Annotated in this window: 18 protein-coding genes; 14 read left to right on the top strand and 4 right to left on the bottom strand. The window is 55.3% G+C overall.

What is annotated here, in order from left to right; translation table 11 throughout:
- Positions 1–73 precede the first annotated feature (73 nt).
- A complete protein-coding gene (locus tag SMB34_RS05645) occupies positions 74–1,789 on the top strand; it encodes a methyl-accepting chemotaxis protein (protein WP_167332736.1) in 1,716 nt (571 codons plus the stop codon).
- A gap of 35 nt (positions 1,790–1,824) precedes the next feature.
- On the opposite strand, the gene SMB34_RS05640 is transcribed toward SMB34_RS05645, so the two are convergent.
- Together SMB34_RS05640 and SMB34_RS05635 are read right to left on the bottom strand one after the other, a co-directional pair.
- On the bottom strand, positions 1,825–3,099 hold the full coding sequence (locus tag SMB34_RS05640) for a CynX/NimT family MFS transporter (RefSeq protein ID WP_037988332.1): 1,275 nt from the start codon (positions 3,097–3,099) through the stop codon (positions 1,825–1,827).
- Between the two features lie 71 nt (positions 3,100–3,170).
- Positions 3,171–3,803, bottom strand: coding sequence for a LysE family translocator (locus SMB34_RS05635; RefSeq protein WP_037988330.1), 633 nt, complete (start codon positions 3,801–3,803; stop codon positions 3,171–3,173).
- Between the two features lie 296 nt (positions 3,804–4,099).
- Between SMB34_RS05635 and SMB34_RS05630 the strand changes: the two genes are divergently transcribed.
- The 13 genes from SMB34_RS05630 to SMB34_RS05570 all read left to right on the top strand — a co-directional run bounded on the left by SMB34_RS05630 (position 4,100) and on the right by SMB34_RS05570 (position 17,484).
- Entirely contained in the window at positions 4,100–4,333 is a 234-nt protein-coding gene (locus tag SMB34_RS05630) for a glycine zipper domain-containing protein (RefSeq protein WP_037988326.1), read from the top strand.
- Complete coding sequence (locus SMB34_RS05625; protein ID WP_037988325.1) at positions 4,330–4,938, top strand: RT0821/Lpp0805 family surface protein; 609 nt, start codon at positions 4,330–4,332, stop codon at positions 4,936–4,938. Before SMB34_RS05630 ends, SMB34_RS05625 begins: the two co-directional genes overlap by 4 nt.
- A 232-nt stretch (positions 4,939–5,170) precedes the next feature.
- Entirely contained in the window at positions 5,171–5,467 is a 297-nt protein-coding gene (locus SMB34_RS05620) for an SCP2 sterol-binding domain-containing protein (RefSeq protein WP_037988323.1), read from the top strand.
- 23 nt (positions 5,468–5,490) lie between these two features.
- Entirely contained in the window at positions 5,491–6,162 is a 672-nt protein-coding gene (locus SMB34_RS05615; RefSeq protein ID WP_037988322.1) for a DUF6134 family protein, read from the top strand.
- A gap of 54 nt (positions 6,163–6,216) precedes the next feature.
- Positions 6,217–7,524: an OmpP1/FadL family transporter gene (locus SMB34_RS05610; protein WP_037988320.1), complete on the top strand. Its 1,308-nt coding sequence runs from the start codon at positions 6,217–6,219 to the stop codon at positions 7,522–7,524.
- Between the two features lie 98 nt (positions 7,525–7,622).
- Positions 7,623–9,314, top strand: a complete 1,692-nt coding sequence (locus SMB34_RS05605) for a long-chain-fatty-acid--CoA ligase (RefSeq protein WP_037988414.1) — start codon at positions 7,623–7,625, stop codon at positions 9,312–9,314.
- 104 nt (positions 9,315–9,418) lie between these two features.
- Positions 9,419–9,823 (top strand): MerR family transcriptional regulator, encoded by a 405-nt coding sequence (locus SMB34_RS05600; protein ID WP_037988319.1) that lies wholly within the window; start codon positions 9,419–9,421, stop codon positions 9,821–9,823.
- Positions 9,824–9,870: 47 nt separating this feature from the next.
- Positions 9,871–11,007 carry a thiolase family protein gene (locus tag SMB34_RS05595; RefSeq protein ID WP_037988318.1) on the top strand — a complete coding sequence of 379 codons (1,137 nt, stop codon included), beginning with the start codon at positions 9,871–9,873 and terminating at the stop codon, positions 11,005–11,007.
- Positions 11,007–13,331: a 3-hydroxyacyl-CoA dehydrogenase/enoyl-CoA hydratase family protein gene (locus SMB34_RS05590; RefSeq protein WP_037988316.1), complete on the top strand. Its 2,325-nt coding sequence runs from the start codon at positions 11,007–11,009 to the stop codon at positions 13,329–13,331. The genes SMB34_RS05595 and SMB34_RS05590 overlap by 1 nt, the downstream gene beginning before the upstream one ends.
- Positions 13,332–13,349: 18 nt before the next feature.
- Complete coding sequence (locus tag SMB34_RS05585; RefSeq protein WP_037988314.1) at positions 13,350–15,134, top strand: acyl-CoA dehydrogenase C-terminal domain-containing protein; 1,785 nt, start codon at positions 13,350–13,352, stop codon at positions 15,132–15,134.
- A gap of 55 nt (positions 15,135–15,189) precedes the next feature.
- Positions 15,190–15,720 (top strand): thioesterase family protein, encoded by a 531-nt coding sequence (locus SMB34_RS05580; RefSeq protein WP_007088653.1) that lies wholly within the window; start codon positions 15,190–15,192, stop codon positions 15,718–15,720.
- Between the two features lie 38 nt (positions 15,721–15,758).
- On the top strand, positions 15,759–16,565 hold the full coding sequence (locus tag SMB34_RS05575) for an enoyl-CoA hydratase (protein WP_037988311.1): 807 nt from the start codon (positions 15,759–15,761) through the stop codon (positions 16,563–16,565).
- 25 nt (positions 16,566–16,590) lie between these two features.
- Entirely contained in the window at positions 16,591–17,484 is an 894-nt protein-coding gene (locus SMB34_RS05570; RefSeq protein WP_037988309.1) for an SDR family oxidoreductase, read from the top strand.
- A gap of 225 nt (positions 17,485–17,709) precedes the next feature.
- On the opposite strand, the gene SMB34_RS05565 is transcribed toward SMB34_RS05570, so the two are convergent.
- Entirely contained in the window at positions 17,710–18,192 is a 483-nt protein-coding gene (locus SMB34_RS05565; protein WP_007088650.1) for a hypothetical protein, read from the bottom strand.
- Between the two features lie 139 nt (positions 18,193–18,331).
- A complete protein-coding gene (gene mdoH / locus SMB34_RS05560; RefSeq protein WP_240478755.1) occupies positions 18,332–20,425 on the bottom strand; it encodes a glucans biosynthesis glucosyltransferase MdoH in 2,094 nt (697 codons plus the stop codon).
- Positions 20,426–20,485: the final 60 nt, after the last annotated feature.

Below are 20,485 nucleotides of genomic sequence, written 5' to 3'. Positions count from 1 at the left end.
CCGGGGCATCCGTTGCAGGATGTTCAGACAGGGGTGGCCCTTCGGGGAATGACTGGGGTATAGGGAAATGGTTGTGTCACAACTGGAAAACCGTCTGGCGATTTACAACATCCTGCCGGAAACATTTGGTGCCCTTCGCAAGGCATCAGGACTGATCCACGATAAATCGGCCCAACGCGCCGAGACATTTTACCGAACCATCAGCCAAAGCGAAGATCTGAAATCCGATCCCCTTTCAGACGCCACCATTACATCCCTGATAAAAACGCTTCAAAACCACTGGACCCAATTGTTTGACGGCAAGATCAACGAAGATTTCGTCAAGCAGGCCAACCGGATCGGCCAGACCCACGAAACCCACGGCATTACCCCAAAACTTTACATCGCGACCTACAATGCGATCACCGATGCCCTGATCGAGGCCATCATAACCCGCTTTCGATGGAACGCCGGTCAGGCGGCAAACATCGTCACCTCGCTCACCTCGGTCATGCTGCTCGATATCGAACTGACGCTGACCGCCTATTGCGATGCCAGTGCTGTCAAACGCCACAACGCATCGGAAAATGCCTTCGCCGATCAGCAGCTTGATCGCACGATGGAACTGTCGGTTGCCATCAATCAAAGTGCCGTATCCAATGCCCGCATGATGAATGTCATTGAGGATGTCGACCGCAAGGCGCAATCGATTTCGGCCGCCATCGATCAGATGGTTTCCGGCATCAGTCACATCGCCGAAAATGGCCGCGCTGCTGCCGATAACGCAACCGATGCCATCACCGCCACCCGCAACGGCCAGCAAACCGTCAAGGAAGCTGTCGGCAGCATGGATGACATCGCACATGCGGTGTCGGACGCATCTGGCCGGGTCGATGCCCTGGCCGAGGCATCGGAAAAAATCGGCGAGATTGTCGCCTCGATCGAAGCAATTGCCGCCGAAACCAACCTTCTGGCGCTCAACGCTACAATCGAGGCCGCCCGCGCGGGCGAAGCGGGCAAGGGTTTTGCCGTCGTCGCGGGCGAGGTCAAGGCCCTTAGCCAGCAGACCGCACGCGCGACCGAGGAAATCCGCAGCCGCATCGTCAATCTGCAAGGCGAGACACAGGGCATCGTCGATGCCATGGCACGCGGCAATGATGCCGTATCACGCGGCCAGAATGTGATGAATGATGTTGCCCGCGAAATGGGGGATATCGGCACCAAGATGGAAGACACGACCCGCCGCATTGCCGATATCTCAACCATCCTTGATGAACAGAACAAGGCAACCGATGCCGTCCGCGATGGCATTACCGGTATCGCCGGGCAAACCGGCGGGCAGGTTGCGGCAATCCGCTCGGCCATTGGTGTTATCGGTCAGGTCGAAGGCCTGATCGAAACACAGGTTTCCGAACTGGTTCAGTATGAAATTCCGAACCGCACCATACGAAGTGCCCGCGCCGAACATGCCGTGTTCTTCAAATCCGTTGCCGAATTGCTCGCCGGGCTTGGCAGCAGTGCCGATATCCAGATGGGGGATGCGAAAACCTGCCGGTTTGGTAAATGGTATGACAGCCCGGCATCAAAACCGTTCCGCCATCTGCCGTCTTTCGACGCGATCCGGGCACCGCATCTGGCACAACACGAAGCCGGTCATGCGGCAATCACGGCCTTCAGGAACCGCGATATTGCGGCTGCAGAAACAGCCTTCGCCCGTATGGAAATCGCGACCCGTGAAGTCCTGCAGAAACTCGATCAACTGGCAAACGAAGCGCGCAATATCACCCCACTCGCCGAAGCCGCCGAATAGCCGGCCATGTAAAAAGACCCGAACAGCTTGAAACCTTATCCACCGATCTTGCTGGCAGATCCCGCACGAAGGGCTGCAATCATCTGAATGCACACAATCACGAACAGGAAGGACAAGGCCGCCTCCCAGTTGCCAAGCAGGTCATGCAGGGCGCCAAACAGAACCGGGCCAACCGCGGCCAGCAAATAACCAACCGACTGACACATCCCCGACAATCGCGCCGAAGTTTGCGGGTCCGCCCCGCGGATACCCACCAGCGTCAATGCGATGCTGATCATCGCCCCCTGCCCAAGCCCCATGCAGAACGCCCAAAGATAGGGAAGCTCGGTCGTGGCAAAAACAAACCCCGGAATGCCGATCATCAACGGAACATGCAAAATGACCATCGCCAGTTTCTTGTTGGCGATTTTTGAATAGATCAGGGGTGCGGCAAACGCCGCCGGGATGCCAAACACATTAAAGATCGTCAGAAGGGTTGCGGCCTCCCCCTCGGAAATGCCGCTATCGATGAAGACCTTCGCGACCCAGGCCGTGCCGGTATAAAACATCAGGGACTGGCACCCGAAAAACAGCGCAAGCCACCATGCTTCGGCATTTTTCCACAGTGAAACCTGCGTGACAGAAACGGGTGCCAGGCCCTTATGTCGATAACGCAACATTGGCAACCACAACAGGAAGGCAAGGGCGGCGAATACCGCCCAGATCCCCAATGAATAGCGCCAATCACCATCCGCCGCATTTCGTATCGGAATTGCAACGAATGCCGCAACAGTCGCACCCGTTGACATCGTAAAGGTGTAAAGCGCTGTAATCAAAGCAACACGGGTCGGGAAACTGCGCCGCACCAGCGACGGGGTCAGCACGTTTAAAACGGCAATCGCCGACCCAAGAATGATCGTGCCAACAATCATGATGCCATAACTGCCGGTCGCGCGAAGTCCCTGCCCCACCGCAATGAACAGCAACATGGTCAGAAGGGTTGCCTCCAACCCGAACCGCTGCCCAAGGCGCGGCGCAAAGATCGATAACACACCGAAACTAAGAACCGGGATGGTCGTCAACAGCCCAAGCTGCACGCCCGAAAGCTGCAGATCAAGACCGACAATCTCGGCAAGCGGCCCCATGGCAACGATGCTGCCGCGCATGTTCGCTGCCAAAAGCAAAAGCGCCAACAAAAAGCCGATATGCGGACCAAGATGGCGAAATCCGCGTGCCGCAGGATCGGCTGATCGCGTGTTTCCATCCTGCTGCGTTGGGGACACAGCGGGCGAAGCTTCAGACGGTGCAACACCGCCCTGATTTTGGGTCATCGGAATACTCCGGCAGTGTGGTGGCGGGGAAAGCCTGAGTAACTTTGTTATTCATGCAGAAGAAAGATCGATCAAACCGGCAGAATGCCAATCAGAACACGCATCGCAATCACGACAAACAATATCGCGATGATGCGTTCGATCCACATCGAATGTGCGCGCAGCCATGGCAAAACCGCGCCATGCGACAAGCCGACAGCAACAAGGCAGTACCAGGCGGCATCAATCCCCGCCGCGGTGAAAGCCAGCAGGAATTTACCGCCCCATTCAAATTCCGGGGACACGAACTGACTGAAAAGAGCCAGGAAAAACAGCGCAATCTTCGGGTTCAGAAACGCGATCATGAAACCGTCGCGTGCCGCCTGCATCATTGTATCTGCAACCTGCCCACTCTGATCAGATTCGAACCGTGCGCCTGACCCTGCCGCACGCCAGGCCTTGATCGCCAGATAGATCAGATAAAGCGCGCCAAGAACGCTGACGATATTGCGAAATGCCGGAACCGTCTGGAAAAGTATGCCAAGGCCGGTCATGGTGATGACGGCATAAAAACCGACGCCCAATCCATGGGCCACCGCACAGGCAAACCCCGCCTGACGTGATTGCCCGACGGAATATCGCAAAACAACGGCCAGACTGGGGCCGGGCGTCATCGCGCCAAGGATGCAGATTGTCGCAACGGACAACCAGGCCGCAAATGTCATGACGTTTCCCTTGGTCTTTCTGAGTTTTTTTTATCGCGCCTAATGCCGCGCCATCAAGCTAGCGGGATGTCTGAACCGTTTCAACGCAAATGATGTTTCAAAATCGCATCAATCACAGGTGAAAACGCGTTCTGAATCAAGGCATTCCCCGATGCCTTTTTCTTACCTTATCTGCCGCACTCTCTCCTTAAAGCCGCCCGATGCCTTCCTTATTGCCCGATCAGACTGTCTGATCGGCGGCGTATCCATTTCCCGGAATGCCACCACGATAAAACAAAATGGGAAGGACACGAGAGATGCGAAACGTAGCTATTACATTGGCCGTTGCCAGCACACTGGGATTGTCGGCCTGTAGCGGTTTGGGTGACAGGGATCAGAAAATGCTGAGCGGTGCCGCCATTGGTGCCGGTGTTGGCGTTGTGGGCACAGCCGTCACGGGCGGATGTATTTCCTGCGGGGCTGTCATTGGCGGGGTCGTGGGCACCGGTGCCGGTTATATCCTTCATGAGAATGAGGAACGCCGGAAGTGACAGGCTTGAAATGGTCCCGACGCATTATGGCCGCTGCGGTCTCTGTTGGCATCGTCGCACCGGTTGCCATTCCGGCGACGGCCTTTGCCGACCCGCCACCCTGGGCACCGGCGCACGGTCATCGTGCGAAGCATAAGGATAAACACCACCACAGGGATTATGACCGCGGATATCGACCCGACATGTTCGTATCAGACGGGAATTTCCTGCGATGCAACCGCGATGTGATTGGCGCATTGATTGGTGGCGGTGCGGGAACGGCAATCGGATCGACAATCGGCAAAGGCAGCGGACGTGACGTTGCCATGATTGGCGGTGCGATCCTTGGCCTACTGGGTGGGTACTCTGTCGGGCAAAGCCTGGATCAGGCCGATGTCGCCTGCACGGGATATGCCCTTCAACAAATTCCGGACGGACAGACCGCCCGATGGATCAACCCGGAGTCGCAACGCCAGTTTGATATGACGCCAACCCGGACATGGCAAAATACGGCGGGACGTTACTGTCGGGAATATACGGCAACAACTGTCATTGGCGGAAATCATCAGCAAAGCTATGGCACAGCCTGCATGCAACCGGATGGAAGCTGGCAGATCGTATCCTGATATCGCCTGCCGGAAATACGACCTATACGCGTAGTTGTATATTGAAGGACCCGAAATTTTCGGGTCCTTTTTGCTGTCTGAAACCGCAATCCTGCGGTTGATTATTTATCCAGATCAGTGACTTAATAGGAGCTTAACTATCCATATCGTAATTTGTTTTACGTTAACGTCACTTTGCGTTACAGTGCTGACATAAACAGAAAAACAACATCAGCTTCACAGGGAGGCGTTCGTGGAGGATATCCTCGAATCCGTAAGACAGAAACTTCCGCAATTGCGCGGTCTTAATGCCGTGGTTGCCTTTGATTGCGGCGATGACGGGCATATTGTCATTGATGCGACCGGCCCCGAGCCGGAAATCAGTGATGACGATATGAGTGACGCGGACTGCATCCTGAAAATCAAGAAAGCCAATCTGGAAAAGATGATTGCCGGCAAACTTGATCCCATGCTCGCCTTTACAATGGGCAAGCTCAAGATCAAGGGCTCCATGGGAGTCGCGGCAAAACTTTCATCCATGCTGGATTGATTTCTATCGTCAGGGGAACAGGGATGCGGCACAGCTTTATCAAAAGCACCGTTCTTTGCACTTTGGCCGCCGGATTGATCGGAAGCCTTGGTGCAATTTCATCGTCACATGCCGACGAAACACTGAATTATCAGGTCTTGAAGGATGGTGAACCCATCGGCTTTGAAACGGTCGAAATCACCGATACGCCAGATGGTTATACCGCCACCATCACCACGCGTACGGATGTAAAGGTCCTTTTCCTTCAATTCCAGTATGGCCATTCACGCCTTGAAAAATGGCGGAACGATCAGCTTGTGTCCGTTGATACCGACACAAATGATGACGGCACCCCCTATGTCTACAAGGCTGAATATGACGGCGACTGCTATGAAGTCGCTGGCAAACGGATCGCGAAACGTGATGCCTGCGACGGTGCATGGCCCCTCACGCTTTGGCGCGAGGATATCACTGCGAAAACAAGTCTTTACAGCGTCATCAATGCCGAACCTTACGCTGTGACAACCCGGAAAACCGGGACAGAAACACTTGTCATCAAGAACCGGGAAATACCGGCCACACACTATGCCATGACCGGGGATGTTCAACGCGACCTTTGGTATGGCGATGACGGCAGGCTTCTGAAAACAAGCTTCAAAAGAAAGGGTTACGACATCGACTTTATCCGGGTCGATGCCAAAGACCTTCAAAAATAAAAGCGGGCGCAAAAAGCGCATTCTTCAAAACCGTTATGATTCAGGGAGATACCCATGACGTCCAAATTCAAGAAAAGCTGCCTGTGGGGGGCAGCTTCCGGAACGGCACTTATCTGCGCACTTGCGGCAAGCGGCAGCGCCCATGCATCAGGCTTTCAGGTCCGTGAGACCAGCGGCACATTACAGGGTTCCAGCTTTGCAGGCATGTCGACGCTCTCAACTGATGCATCAACCATGTTCTACAATCCCGGAACCGTCGGACAATATAAGGAAACGAGCTACAGTGTTGGTGGCTCACTGATCATGCCCGTCGCGAAAGCAAAGAACATTGTGGCCTCTGGCGGAGCTGTAACGAATACTCAAACCTTCAATAACGGCAGCTATAAAGATATGGCACAGGACGCGTTTGTGCCTAACGCCCATGCCGTCTGGAAACTAAATGACCAGTTAAATATGGGTATTTCAATTACATCCCCTTGGGGACTGGTAACTGACTATGAACCTGATTTTGCGGGGCGCTTCTATGGTACAACCTCCAAAATCAAGACCATCAATATCAAGCCTGTTCTTGCCTACAGATTTGATAACGGGTTGTCGGTCGGTGCTGGACCTCAAATTCAGCAGATGGATGCGTCGCTCGCTAGGTCAGTTCCAAACCTTGCTGGTGCTGGCGAAGGAAACAGTGAAGTAAGTGGTGATTCAGTAGACGCTGGTTGGGCCGCAGGCATCAACTGGGAAGTGATTGATGGTACGAAAATCGGTCTTTCCTACAACTCTGAAATCAAGCACGAACTTGACGGTAAAATTGACTTTGATACGGCCGCCAACGCACTTGGTTATACCGACCGGAATGCGACGGCAAAGGTTGCCACGCCAGAATCAATCACCTTTGGCGTCTCCCAGGAACTGAACAGTCAGTGGACCGTTATGGCGGACGCACAGTGGACCAACTGGAACTCCATCGACACGCTCACCTTCAATTATGATGGTGACATCAGCCCGCAAGCCGGAACGCAGAGCTCAACCTCGGACGAATACAAGTGGGGCAGCGCCTGGTTTGCATCACTTGGCGCAAGGTACCAGTATGACGATAACTGGTCCTTTACGGGTGGCGTCGCCTTTGATGAATCGCCAATAAAAACCAAATATCGCAACGTTCGGCTGCCTGACTCCGACCGTTATTGGGTCTCTCTTGGTGCGGCATACAAGGTTGCAGACTGGGCGGCCGTAAGCCTTGGATATACGCATGTTTTCGCAAACTCGGCACGCGTTGACGAGACGGATACCTTCCTTGGCAGCTACGCAGCGGATTACGACGCACAGGTAGACATCATCGCTCTACAGGCGAATTTCAAGTTCTGATCGGTTATACTGTTCGATGCGGGATGGCGGTTGACCATTCCGCGTCGGGCGGTTTTTTTTGCCCGCAAAGTGACGTTAACGTAATGGAGTTAACGCGTATGAACCAAATAAACGTCCAAGACGCGCCTGTCCTGCAAAACGGTGTCGATGTCAGCTCGCCGGTGCGCATGCGCCCGGTTCACGAGATTTTTGATGATGCCGCAAAACGTTTTGCCAAGCGCCCCTGTCTTGATTTTCTGGGTCGTATTTACGACTACGAAGACATTTCCAGACAAATTGATCGCGCCGCCGAAGGTTTTCATCAGCTTGGCGTGCGTAAGGGGGACAAGGTCGGGCTTTGCCTGCCCAACACCCCTTATTACGTGATCTGCTACTATGCCGTGCTGAAATGCGGCGGTGTCGTTGTCAATTTCAACCCGCTTTATGCCAAGCGCGAGATCGCCTACCAGATCGAGGATTCCGGTTGCCGCCTGATGGTAACGCTTAATCTGAAACAGATTTATTCCAAGGTGGCAGATTGCCTGGATGTAACCTGCCTGAAGCGGATCGTCATCTGCGAGATGAGCGATATCCTGCCCCCGGTCAAAAGCGTTCTTTTCAGCCTGTTCAAGCGCAGCGAACTTGCCGAAATCCCCAAAGATCTGCGTCATATCCCTTTCTCCCGGCTGATCGACTGCAAACCCATAAATTTCGTCGCAGACGTAACAAACGACGATTTGGCCGTGCTGCAATATACCGGTGGCACCACCGGTCGCCCGAAAGGCGCGATGCTGACGCATGGCAATCTCAGCGCCAATGTCGATCAATTGACCCGCTGGATGCCCGATGCAAATCCGGGGCACGAAGTTACGCTTTGCGTTCTGCCGTTTTTCCACGTCTTTGCCATGACGGTGGCGCTTAACACGTCGATCAATCTCGGGGCGGAACTTGTTTTGCAACCGCGCTTCGAACTTGATGCCTTGCTAAAGGCACTGGATAAAAAAAACGTCACGATCTTCCCGGGCGTGCCCACGATCTATACCGCGATCAACAACTCGCCCGAGACATTGAAGCATGACCTGTCAACGATCCGATGCTGCATTTCCGGCGGCGCGCCCCTGCCGGTCGAAGTCAAACACCGGTTCGAGGAAATTACGGGCGCAAAAGTGGTCGAGGGATACGGCCTGACAGAGGCAAGCCCCGTCTGCACATGCAATCCGGTAAAAGGTGTCAACAAGGAAGGATCAATCGGTATCCCGATGCCGGGTACCGAAATCCAGATCAGGTCGCTTGACCGACCGGATCAGATCATGCCGACCGGCGAGAAAGGCGAGGTTTGCGTCCGCGGCCCGCAGGTAATGCCCGGCTACTGGCAGAACGATGCCGCAACCAAAGAAACCTTTGTCGATGGCTGGCTGAAAACCGGCGATGTCGGTTATGCCGATGAGGACGGATATATCTTTCTGGTTGATCGGCTTAAAGACGTCATCCTGTGCAGCGGTTATAATGTCTATCCGCGCGCCATCGAAGAAGCGCTTTATCTGCACGAACAGATCGCCGAAGTCACCGTGATCGGCGTGCCCGATCAATATCGCGGTCAGGCACCCAAGGCCTTTGTCCGGCTGAAAGACGACGCCGCAGGCGTGACCGCCGAAGATTTACGGGCTTTCCTTGATGATAAAATCTCGAGAATCGAGATGCCGCGCGAAATCGAAATACGCGAAGAGCTTCCCAAGACCATGGTCGGCAAATTGTCGAAGAAGGAACTGGTCGAAGAAGAACGCCTGAAACGCGAGGGAAAAGCACAATAATTCAATGCGTTAACGTCATGTCACACAGAATGGAAAAAATCCAAGTGACGTTAACGTAAACTAATTGACGTAAAGATAAAAATATATACCATAAGGGCGATCAAATGACGAAAATTGACGACCGGTTTTATACCGTTCCCGAACTGGCTGAAAATCTGGGGGTCACACCACGCACCATCCGGTTTTACGAACAAAAGGGTCTCGTAGCACCACAGCGTGCTGGAACTACCCGGATTTATACCCGTCAGGACAGGGCAAGAATGCTGATCATCCTGCGGGGCAAGAGGCTGGGTTTCACGCTGAAAGAGATTGCAGATTATCTGGATCTTTATGGCGCAGACCCCACCCAGGCCGAGCAGATCAAAATGCTGCTGACCCGGGTTCGGGATCGAATAGAAGCCCTGGAGGATCAACGCCAGGCACTGGACGTCACGTTGGATGAATTGCGCGAAATCGAACAACAATCGATTGATGCGCTGAAAGAAAAAGGACTCGATCCGGTATCGTAACAATTGCTTTCCGGAATCGCTGACAGCTCAGGAAGGAATACTTCGCCATGACCAATGCCGTTATTGCCGGATACGTCCGGTCGCCTTTCACCCCGGCACGCAAAGGTGCCCTTGCCAAGGTCCGTCCTGACGATCTTGCTGCACAGGTTGTCAAAGGTCTGGTGGATAAAACCGGGATTGATCCCAACACGATAGAGGATCTGGTTCTGGGTTGTGCCTTCCCCGAAGGCGAACAGGGGCTTAACGTCGCCCGACTGGTTACTTTCCTTGCCGGTCTGCCGCGTTCGGTCGGCGGTGTTACGGTCAACCGTTTCTGCGGATCATCCATGCAATCGATCCATCAGGCAGCAGGCGCCATCGCGATTGGTGCCGGTGATGCCTTCATCTGTGCCGGTATCGAAAGCATGTCGCGCGTGCCGATGATGGGCTTCAACCCGATGCCCAACCCGGCCCTGTATAAGGAAATGCCCGAGGCATATATGGGCATGGGCGACACCGCAGAAAACGTCGCAGCCAAATACAATCTTTCGCGCGCCGATCAGGAAGCCTTTGCCGTAGAAAGCCACAAAAAGGCCGCCGCAGCACAGGCCGCAGGAAAATTTGTCGATGAAATCATCCCGATTGAGGGCCCGGACGGCACAATCGCCGAAGATGGCTGCATTCGCGGCGACACCACAGCCGAAGGTCTGGCCGATCTGAAACCGGCTTTCAAGGCAGATGGCGTTGTCACCGCCGGAACATCCTCGCCACTGACCGATGGCGCATCTGCCGTTCTGGTCTGCTCCGAAGAATATGCCAAGAAACACGGCCTGACCCCGCTGGCACGGATCAAATCCGTCGCGGTTGATGGCTGCCTGCCGGAAATCATGGGGATCGGCCCGGTTGGTGCCTCGAAAAAGGCGCTGGCACGTGCTGGTATCACGGCTTCCGACCTTAATGTCGTTGAACTGAACGAAGCATTCTCGTCGCAGGCAATCGCCAGCATTTCCGACCTTGGTCTGGATATCAAAACCGTCAATATCGACGGTGGTGCGCTGGCCATCGGGCATCCGCTGGGCGCAACGGGTGCGCGTATCGTTGGCAAGGCCGCCGCCCTTCTGAAACGTGAAGGCGGCAAATACGCACTTGCCTCGCAATGTATTGGCGGGGGTCAGGGGATCGCGACCATTCTGGAGGCGATGTAATGACCAACATCAAACAGGTCGCCGTTATCGGCGCCGGTGTTATGGGGGCCGGGATTGCCGCCCATATCGCCAATTCGGGCACGCCCGTTCTGTTGCTTGATATCGTTCCCGAAGGATCAAAAAACCGCAACGCGGTTGCCGAAGGTGCGGTTGCCAAGATGCTGAAAACCGATCCGGCCCCGTTCATGTCCAAACGCGTGGCAAAGCTGATCACGTGCGGCAATATCGAGGACGACCTTGATAAGCTGGCAAAATGCGACTGGATCGTCGAGGCCGTCATCGAACGCCTTGATATCAAGCAGGATCTGTATCGCAAAATTGACGCCGTTCGCGCCAAGGGATCGGTTGTCTCGTCAAACACCTCGACCATTCCGCTTGCCACACTGATCGATGGCATGGGCGACGGGTTTGCGCAGGACTTCATCATCACGCATTTCTTCAACCCGCCGCGCTATATGCGTCTGCTGGAACTGGTCGGATCAGAGGTCACCCGAAGCGGCGTCATCGATATGGTCGCGGAATTTGCCGATCACAAACTGGGCAAGACCTGTGTCATCTGCCATGACAAGCCGGGCTTTATAGCCAACCGCCTTGGTGTCTACTGGATTCAGGCCGCCATGGTCGAAGCGATGGATCGGGGATTGACTGTCGAAGAAGCCGACAGCGTCATTGGTCGCCCGTTCGGCATTCCCAAAACCGGTGTCTTTGGTCTGATGGATCTGGTGGGTCTGGATCTGATGCCCCATGTGCAATCAAGCATGGCAGGTGCCCTTGATAAATCCGATCCGTTCCACGCCATTTACCGCGAAAGCGATCTGGTCGGAAAACTGATCGCCGATGGCTATACCGGTCGCAAGGGCAAGGGCGGTTTTTACCGTCTGAACCGCGAAGGTGGCGAAAAGGTCAAGGAATCCGTCAATCTTCAGACCGGCAAATTTGCCAGATCGGAAAAAGCCCGCCTTGAAAGCGTTCGTTCTGCCGGCAAAGACCCGCGCAAAATGATGGAAGCAAATGACAAGGGGGGTCTTTATGGCCGTGCCGTGATGGCCAAAACCCTTGCCTATGCCGCCTTCATTGCCGAAGAAGCCGCCAATTCGATTGTCGATGTCGATGACGCGATGAAACTTGGCTATGCGTGGAAAACCGGCCCGTTCGAACTGATGGATGCCATCGGGGTCGATACCCTGATTGCCATGCTTGAAGCGGACGGTATCGAAGTCCCCGCATTACTCAAAAAGGCCGCCGGGAAATCGTTTTACAAGGTCGAAGACGGCACGCTGTTCTTCCTTGGTTTTGATGGCACATACGCCAAAGTCACGCGCCCGGACGGTGTTCTTCTGCTCGAAGACATCAAACGCAAAGCTGAACCGGTTGCTGGCAACCGCGCCGCATCGCTTTGGGATATCGGGGATGGCGTCGCCTGCCTTGAATTCCATACCAAAATGAATGCGCTTGATGCTGACGTTCTTGGCATGGTCAAGACATCCATCCGGACTGTCAAAAAGCAGTTCAAGGCAATGGTGATCTATAACGAAGGCAGCAATTTCTCCGCCGGGGCGAACCTTGGTCTGGCGCTGTTTGCCGCCAATATCGCCGCATGGCCGGAAATTGAAAACCTCGTTGAAACCGGTCAGGAAACCTACAAGGTCCTGAAATATTCGCCCTTCCCGGTCGTTGGCGCACCCAGCGGCATGGCACTGGGCGGGGGCTGCGAGGTCCTGCTGCATTGTGATGCCGTGCAGGCCCATGGGGAAACCTATATCGGTCTGGTCGAACCCGGTGTTGGTCTGATCCCGGCCTGGGGCGGGTGCAAGGAAATGATCCGTCGCTGGTCCGAAAACCCGAAATTCCCCAAGGGCCCGATGGCCCCAAGTGCCAAGGCGTTTGAAATCATTTCGGTGGCAACCGTTGCCAAATCGGCAATGGAAGCCAAGGAAAACCTGTTCTTCCGCGAGGGTGACGGCATCACCATGAACCGCAATCGCCTACTGGCCGATGCCAAGGCGCGCGCGCTTTCAATGGTCGATGGTTACGAAGCCCCCGAAGAATTCACCTATCGCCTGCCCGGCGAAAGTGCGCGGGTTGCCTTCGAGATGGCGGTTGATGGTTTCTATCGCCTCGGCAAAGCCACCGATTACGACCGTGTCGTCGCAGGTGAACTTGCCAAAGTTCTCGCCGGTGGTGACACCGATATCACCGAAGAACTTTCCGAAGATGACATTCTGGAACTGGAGCGCGAAGGCTTCATGCGTCTGGTCCGCAACGAAGGCACCATGGCCCGGGTCGAACATATGCTTCTGACCGGCAAGCCGTTGCGAAACTAGGACGAGGAGGACAGAAAAATGGCCCAATATAAAGCACCGCTGCGCGACATGCGCTTCGTCCTGACCGAACTGTTTGACTATAACGACATCAACCAGATGCCCGGATGCGAGGATTTCACCCCGGACGTCGTCGATGCCGTTCTCGAAGAAGCCGCAAAAGTCTGCGAGGAAATCCTGTACCCGATCAACCGTTCGGGGGACGAGGAAGGCTGTCATTGGGATGATGGTGTTGTCACCACGCCCAAGGGCTTCAAGGAAGCCTATCAGACCTTTGCCGAAGGCGGATGGACGGGCATTGCCTGCGATCCCGTCTATGGCGGTCAGGGTGCGCCGAAAACAATCAATGCCCTTGTCGAAGAAATGATCTGTTCGACCAACCTGTCATTCGGGATGTATCCGGGTCTGTCTTTTGGGGCCTATGCCGCCCTTCACAGCCACGCCTCGGACGAACTGAAGGATAAATATCTTCCGAAAATGGTCGACGGCACGTGGGCCGGCACCATGTGCCTGACCGAACCGCATTGCGGTACCGATCTTGGCATTATCAAGACCAAGGCTGAACCGCGTGAAGACGGATCCTATGCCATTTCCGGCACCAAGATTTTCATTTCCGCCGGGGAACATGATCTGACGGAAAACATCATCCATCTGGTTCTGGCAAAACTGCCCGATGCCCCCAAGGGGACCAAGGGTATTTCCCTGTTCCTTGTGCCGAAATTCATGGTTGGCGACGACGGGTCCCTTGGCGATCGCAACGCGGTCAAATGCGGGTCGATCGAACACAAGATGGGTATCAAGGCATCCGCCACCTGTGTCATGAACTTTGACGGCGCAATCGGCTATCTGGTCGGTGAACCGCATCAGGGCATGCCCGCCATGTTCACCATGATGAACCAGGAACGGCTTTCGGTTGGCATTCAGGGTCTTGGCCTTGGCGAAGCCGCCTATCAGGGGGCGGCTGCCTATGCCCGTGACCGCCTGCAAGGCCGGGCATTGACCGGCCCCAAAAGCCCCGAAAAACCTGCCGATTCCCTGCTGGTTCATCCCGATGTGCGCCGGATGCTTCTGACCGCACGCGCAACCAACGAAGGATGCCGGGCGATGGGCATATGGGTGGCGCGTGCGCTTGATACCGCCAAACACCATGCCGATCCGGTCAAACGCGAAGAAGCCGACGAATTCGTGCAACTGATGACCCCAATCGTCAAGGCCCTGTTCACCGATTGGGGTTTTGATAACGCCAATCTTGGCGTGCAGGTCTTTGGCGGCCACGGTTACATCCGTGAATGGGGGATGGAACAATATGTTCGTGATGCCCGCATCGCCCAGATTTACGAAGGCACCAACGGCATTCAGGCCCTTGACCTTGTCGGGCGTAAAATGCCGGCAAAGGCTGGGCGTTACCTTCGGCGCTTCTTCCATCCGGTGCAGCAATATATCGAAGCCAACGTATCGAAGGACGGGCTTGGCGATTTCATTCAGCCACTGGCAAAGGCCTTCATGCGTTTGCAGCAGGCAACCGGTGAACTGGCCCAACGCGGGATGAAAAACCCCAACGAAGCCGGGGCCGCCGCCACCGAATTCCTGCGCCTGTTTGGTCTGGTCGCAGTTGGCTATATGTGGGCCCGCATGGCCGAAGTCGCCCTTACGAAACAGGACGACGACCCGGACGGTTTCTACAAGGCGAAACTGATCACCGCCAAATTCTATATGGAACGCATCCTGCCGCAGTCCGGCGCGCTGTTCAGCGCGATGATGGCGGGGCCTGGCACCATGATGGAACTGGACGAGGATCTGTTCTGATCATGCAAACGGGCCGCATCCCTCACCCGGCATATATCGGCACAAGGAGCCTGTCGTGAATCTGATTTTCCGACTGATCCGTGTGCTGGTCTTGTCCTGGTTGCGGCCCGGTCTGCATCCGCTTGATCCGTCTGTCTTGTCATTCCGTGCATGGCCACTGGATCTGGATATCAATGTCCATATGACCAATTCGCGCTACTTCGCCCTGATGGATCTGGGACGCACCGAACTGATCCTGCGTAACGGCATTGCCAGACAGATGTTCAAACGCAAATGGCAGCCCGTCGTGTCCGGCTCGACCATGCGGTTCAAGCGCGCAATCAAACCGTTTCAGCACTTCAAACTCGAAACCCAAGCCCTTTATTGGGATGACAAGGGTTTCTATCTGGAACAGCGTTTCATCGCGGAAAACAAGACACTGGCACTTGGCATCGTAAAGGCCGTGTTTGTCGGCCCCGATGGCATCGTCCCGCCCGAACAGATTTGCCGTCTGGTGGGTGCGGATGAAACATCACCGGTCATGCCCGACTGGCTTTCGGGCTGGCCGGACATGGAAACCGCCATCGAAGCACGGCTTGCCGCCTGACAAGAATAACCGGGCACAAACCCGCGGGAGGAATTCTTATGACTTCAACTGATGCCGTCTTGCTTTCGATCACCGATCAGATCGCAACGATCACCCTGAACCGGCCCGACCGGATGAATGCGCTTGATCAGTCCATGATCGAAGGGCTTGGCACCGCGCTTGACCGGATCGAGGCGGACATTGCCCATATCGGTGCAATCATTATCGAGGGATCAGGCGGCACTTTCATGGCCGGTGGTGATGTGAAGTTCTTTTATGAGCTATCAAAAAACCCGGCCGAAGAATCCCGCCCCCAGATCGAAACCATGATCAACCGGGTCCATGACATCATCATCCGCCTCACCGCCCTGCCCCGTCCTGTTATCGCAAAGCTTGACGGCGCGGTTGCCGGATTTGGCATCAGCCTGATGAATGCATGCGACCTTGCGGTTGCCGCCGAGGAAACCGTTTTCACACTGGCTTATATCCATATCGGTACGTCGCCGGATGGCGGATCAACCCATTCGCTGCCCCGTCTTGTCGGCATGAAGAAAGCCAAGGAAATCGCCCTTCTCGGGGACCGGTTCACCGCGACCGACGCCTACGAATGCGGCATGGTCAACAAGGTCGTGCCCGCCGATCAACTGGCATCGGCGACGGCCAAATATGCAACCCGCCTTGCCGCGGGTCCGCGCGATGCCCTTGCCCGAACCAAGGCATTACTCAATACCGCGCTTGAACATGATCTGGCCGAACAATTGGCCCGCGAAGCCACCGCCTTCGCCGACTGCGCCGGAAGCCACGACTTCCGCGAAGGTGTCAGCGCCTTTGTCGAAAAACGCAGCCCGCAATTTGGCAAATCATAAATAAGAAAATTCAGGGAAGAAAATCATGGCAAGTTTAGCAGGCAAAACACTGTTCATTACCGGCGCATCACGCGGCATCGGCAAGGCAATCGCACTGCGTGCTGCACGCGACGGGGCAAATGTCGCGATCATCGCCAAAACCGATGAACCCCATCCCAAACTGCCCGGCACCATTCATACTGCCGCCGCCGAGATCGAGGAAGCCGGTGGTAAGGCGCTTGCCCTTAAAACCGACATTCGCGAAGAAGACCAGATCGCCGATGCCGTCGCCAGAACCGTTGATGCCTTTGGCGGGATCGACATCCTGATCAACAATGCCAGCGCGATCAATCTGACCCCGACCCTGCAAACGCCGATGAAGCGGTTTGACCTGATGTATCAGGTCAACACCCGGGCCAGTTTCGCCTGTGCGCAGGCCTGCCTGCCGCACCTGATGAAATCCGATAACCCGCATATCCTGACCATGTCACCCCCGCCCAACCTGTCGGCACAATGGTTTGCCAATCACACCGCCTATACGATTTCGAAATACGGTATGAGCTTGGTGACGCTGGGCCTTGCTGCGGAATTCGCCGATGAAGGTGTTGCCGTTAACTCGCTTTGGCCGGTCACCGTGATCGAAACCGCCGCCCTTAACATGATCCCCGGCCTTGAACAGGGTCGTGCGCGTAGCCCCGAAATCCTTGCCGATGCCGCGCACGCCATCCTGACATCCCCCGCACGCGACGTTACCGGTGGTTTCTTCACCGATGAAAGCGTGCTCGAAGCCATCGGGATCACGGATTTCGAACCCTACAACCTGACACCGGGCAAGGCCCCCTATCCGGACTTCTTCCTTGAACTGGACCGGAACGGCAAAAACGATCCGACCGTCGCCCGGCTTCTTGAAAAACTGTCCGCCGCACGCAAAGCCGCCTGAACCTTTTTTCGTCGGCGTTGGGGAGTGTGTGCCCTGACGTCATCGGGATCTGATTTCATTCGGGATCAGGTCCCACTCGCCCGCTGAACTCGACCCGCCCTTTTGGGCGGGTTCTTTTTTGCATGCCCCCAAAACCAACAAAGCACCGCCTGTGTGGCAGTGCTTCATTGGGAATGCGCAAATGACGTTGAGGGTAAAACAAGTCAGCGCAAATCTTTAAATTATTCAGGACGCGGCGCGACGATCCAGCGACTGGCGCGGCATCACACAGCTTTTCACCGCCGGGGTCGGGCACATCATCTGTACCGACAGGGCAAGGGCAAGGTCATTGTTGCTGTGTTCGCGATCCAGAAAACGCTCGGACCATGCGTTGTCGCAGTTTGCCGACAGAAACGCACAGCGCATCATGGCAAAGCCGGAAGACCCGAAACAATTGTTCTGGCCGCTCAGATCAGCAAACCAGCTTGCGATGGCATCATGGGCCGCCTGATCAAGAATGTCCTGCATGCTTTCTTTTTCCGTTGTCGCAACGGAGTCCTGCTGCAACGCAGTACGCAGCTCGTTCACCAGACGCTGATGAGCCTGCGGATTATCCACACTGAACGAACGCAACCACGCACGCGCGGTCTCGTCAATCAGGCGAGTCACAGCAGCAGATTCAAAAGCAGCGTAGGAAAAGCCTTTTGATGCGATGGTCAGATCAGTCATGTTTGCGGCCCCTTCGGGCTAAATGGCGACAATCGGTGATTAACTCTTTGGTAAGGATTATGATCACCTAAAAACCGCGGCATATTTTGATTAAATCAGGGCGTTTTTGTGGCGCGACCTATGCAAGAAAATCAATGCACTATGACGAATTAGCGGGCATTTTTGCGTTTTCGTCCTTTTTACCAGCCATAATCTGATCAAGCGGTTTGACCGGCCACGATAGAATCTTGAGTTTCTCGTCTTTTGTCAGGCTTTCGACCCCCAACCGGGCCAGCTTTTCATAGATGATCCCGATCTCGATCTGGGTCCGACGGTCGGGTTTGCGCGCGGGCAAAAGGGCCGAATGCAATGCGTTGGCAAACGGATCCTCGATCAGGCGCAGCAACCCGTCTTTGACATCCTCGTCCGGAGCTTCCGCCGTCAGGCGCGCCAATGTCGCAAGTTCTTCGGGGGATTCGGTTTCTTCCGGTGTCACAAAAAGCTTCATCCGGCGCGCCGCACGCCCGATGGCAAGGCTGCTTGACCAATGCGTCAGCCACGGTGCCAGAACAAGCCCCGCCAGAATAGGCGACAGCCACCAGAAGAACGCCGTATCCACAAACAGCGCCACCGCCCCCCAGATAAGGCCAATCACGATGATCGTCCGATGGGTTTTCAACGCCGCCTTAAACGGTACCCCCGTATCGTCACGTTCCTGTGCATCCCAACCCACCTGATTGCCGGTCAGAACCGAAAACACGAACTGCGCATGCAGCATCATCATGATCGGTGCCTGCAATGCGGAATAAAGCGTTTCAAGAATACCGCTCGCCAGCACCATGACCCCACCGTATTTCTTGCGATCACGGCCAAGGCAAACCATCAGGATCGAGATGATTTTGGGCACCACCAGCATACCGATGGTAAAGACCAGCAACACCAGCATCTCGAACGACCGGTCGACCGGCCATTGCGGGAACATCGTGAACTGGCTGGGGAAGAAGCTATAGGTCAGTTGCGTATTCTGCAGCGTCGCAATCGTCGAAGACAGCAACAGCAGAAGCCACAGCGGCGAGGAGCCAAAGCTCATGACCCCCATAAAGAAATGCAAACGGCTAAGCGGCCGGAATCCCGGCGCAAACAGAAGCCGCGCATGCTGCATATTGCCCTGGCACCAGCGGCGATCACGGATCGCATAATCAATCAGGTTCGGCGGCAATTCTTCCCAGCTACCTTCAAGCTGCGGGATCAGCCAGCAACGCCAGCCTGCCTTGCGCATAAAGGCGGCCTCGACGAAATCATGGCTCAGGATATGCCCGCCCATCGGCGGCTTGCCCGACAGAACCGGCAACCCGCAGCAATCAATGAACGCCTGCACGCGAATGATCGCGTTGTGCCCCCAATAGTTGGAACTGCCCATGCACCAGAATGACAGACCCGCCGACATGGTCGGGCCATGAACGCGCGAAATGAACTGAAGGATACGGGCAAACAGGGTCTGGCGGCCGGTCGGCTGCGGCGGGCTCTGGATGATCCCGGCATCGGGATTGTTTTCCATCAGATAGGCCATATTCACCATGGCCTCGCCCGACATCACACTATCGGCGTCAAAAACGATCATGTGATCGTAATGCGTCGCATAGGTCTCGCAGAATTCCTTGAGGTTCCCCGATTTGCGTTCGGTGTTTTCCGCACGACGGCGGAAGAATATCTTGCCGCGCGCTTTCAGATCCGCACAGGCCTTGGCCCATGCAACTTCCTCGGCGATCCAGATATCCGGGTCGCGGGTATCGGACAGAACGAAGAAATCAAACGCATCAATTTCGCCCGTCGCGGCAAGGCTTTCATAACTCGCACGCAGTCCGGCAAACACCCGGTCCGGGTCTTCGTTATAGACCGGGATGACAATCACGTTCTTGGATTTCAGCGACCCTTTGCGCGTAATCGGCTTTAACCGTTTCAGCGTGATGGCATCCAACCCGAATCCACGCAGAAAAATCCCGACAATCCCCGTAAAGAAGGACAGCGAAATCCATGCAAAGTTGATCGTGAAGAACGCAATAACCACCATTTCCATGACGGTAAGCTGATCCGCACCCAATACGTCCGCCATCAGCCACGCGGCATAGGCGGTTGCAAAAATCGACGCGCCAAACAGGAAAATGCGCCGCGATCCGACACCGGGACCGCGCAGCTTTACTGTCGGATCAAGGTTCTCATCATCAACGCCATTTTTGGCCGCACTATCGGACATGGGATCGGAAATCCGGTTCATAAGGTTCTAGTTTTCCCTGAATGCAACTTGCGATATTCC

The sequence above is a fragment of the Thalassospira permensis NBRC 106175 genome, from assembly GCF_000714555.1.
Classification (GTDB): domain Bacteria; phylum Pseudomonadota; class Alphaproteobacteria; order Rhodospirillales; family Thalassospiraceae; genus Thalassospira; species Thalassospira xiamenensis.
Note: the sequence above shows the minus strand (reverse complement) of the source record. Positions and strands in the feature narration are given on the sequence as shown.

Coding starts and splice junctions, on each gene's coding strand:
- SMB34_RS05640 (WP_037988332.1), bottom strand. CDS start 3,099: ATGACCCAAAATCAGGGCGGTGTTGCACCGTCTGAAGCTTCGCCCGCT.
- SMB34_RS05635 (WP_037988330.1), bottom strand. CDS start 3,803: ATGACATTTGCGGCCTGGTTGTCCGTTGCGACAATCTGCATCCTTGGC.
- SMB34_RS05630 (WP_037988326.1), top strand. CDS start 4,100: ATGCGAAACGTAGCTATTACATTGGCCGTTGCCAGCACACTGGGATTG.
- SMB34_RS05615 (WP_037988322.1), top strand. CDS start 5,491: ATGCGGCACAGCTTTATCAAAAGCACCGTTCTTTGCACTTTGGCCGCC.
- SMB34_RS05610 (WP_037988320.1), top strand. CDS start 6,217: ATGACGTCCAAATTCAAGAAAAGCTGCCTGTGGGGGGCAGCTTCCGGA.
- SMB34_RS05605 (WP_037988414.1), top strand. CDS start 7,623: ATGAACCAAATAAACGTCCAAGACGCGCCTGTCCTGCAAAACGGTGTC.
- SMB34_RS05600 (WP_037988319.1), top strand. CDS start 9,419: ATGACGAAAATTGACGACCGGTTTTATACCGTTCCCGAACTGGCTGAA.
- SMB34_RS05595 (WP_037988318.1), top strand. CDS start 9,871: ATGACCAATGCCGTTATTGCCGGATACGTCCGGTCGCCTTTCACCCCG.
- SMB34_RS05590 (WP_037988316.1), top strand. CDS start 11,007: ATGACCAACATCAAACAGGTCGCCGTTATCGGCGCCGGTGTTATGGGG.
- SMB34_RS05585 (WP_037988314.1), top strand. CDS start 13,350: ATGGCCCAATATAAAGCACCGCTGCGCGACATGCGCTTCGTCCTGACC.
- SMB34_RS05575 (WP_037988311.1), top strand. CDS start 15,759: ATGACTTCAACTGATGCCGTCTTGCTTTCGATCACCGATCAGATCGCA.
- SMB34_RS05570 (WP_037988309.1), top strand. CDS start 16,591: ATGGCAAGTTTAGCAGGCAAAACACTGTTCATTACCGGCGCATCACGC.
- SMB34_RS05565 (WP_007088650.1), bottom strand. CDS start 18,192: ATGACTGATCTGACCATCGCATCAAAAGGCTTTTCCTACGCTGCTTTT.
- mdoH (WP_240478755.1), bottom strand. CDS start 20,425: ATGTCCGATAGTGCGGCCAAAAATGGCGTTGATGATGAGAACCTTGAT.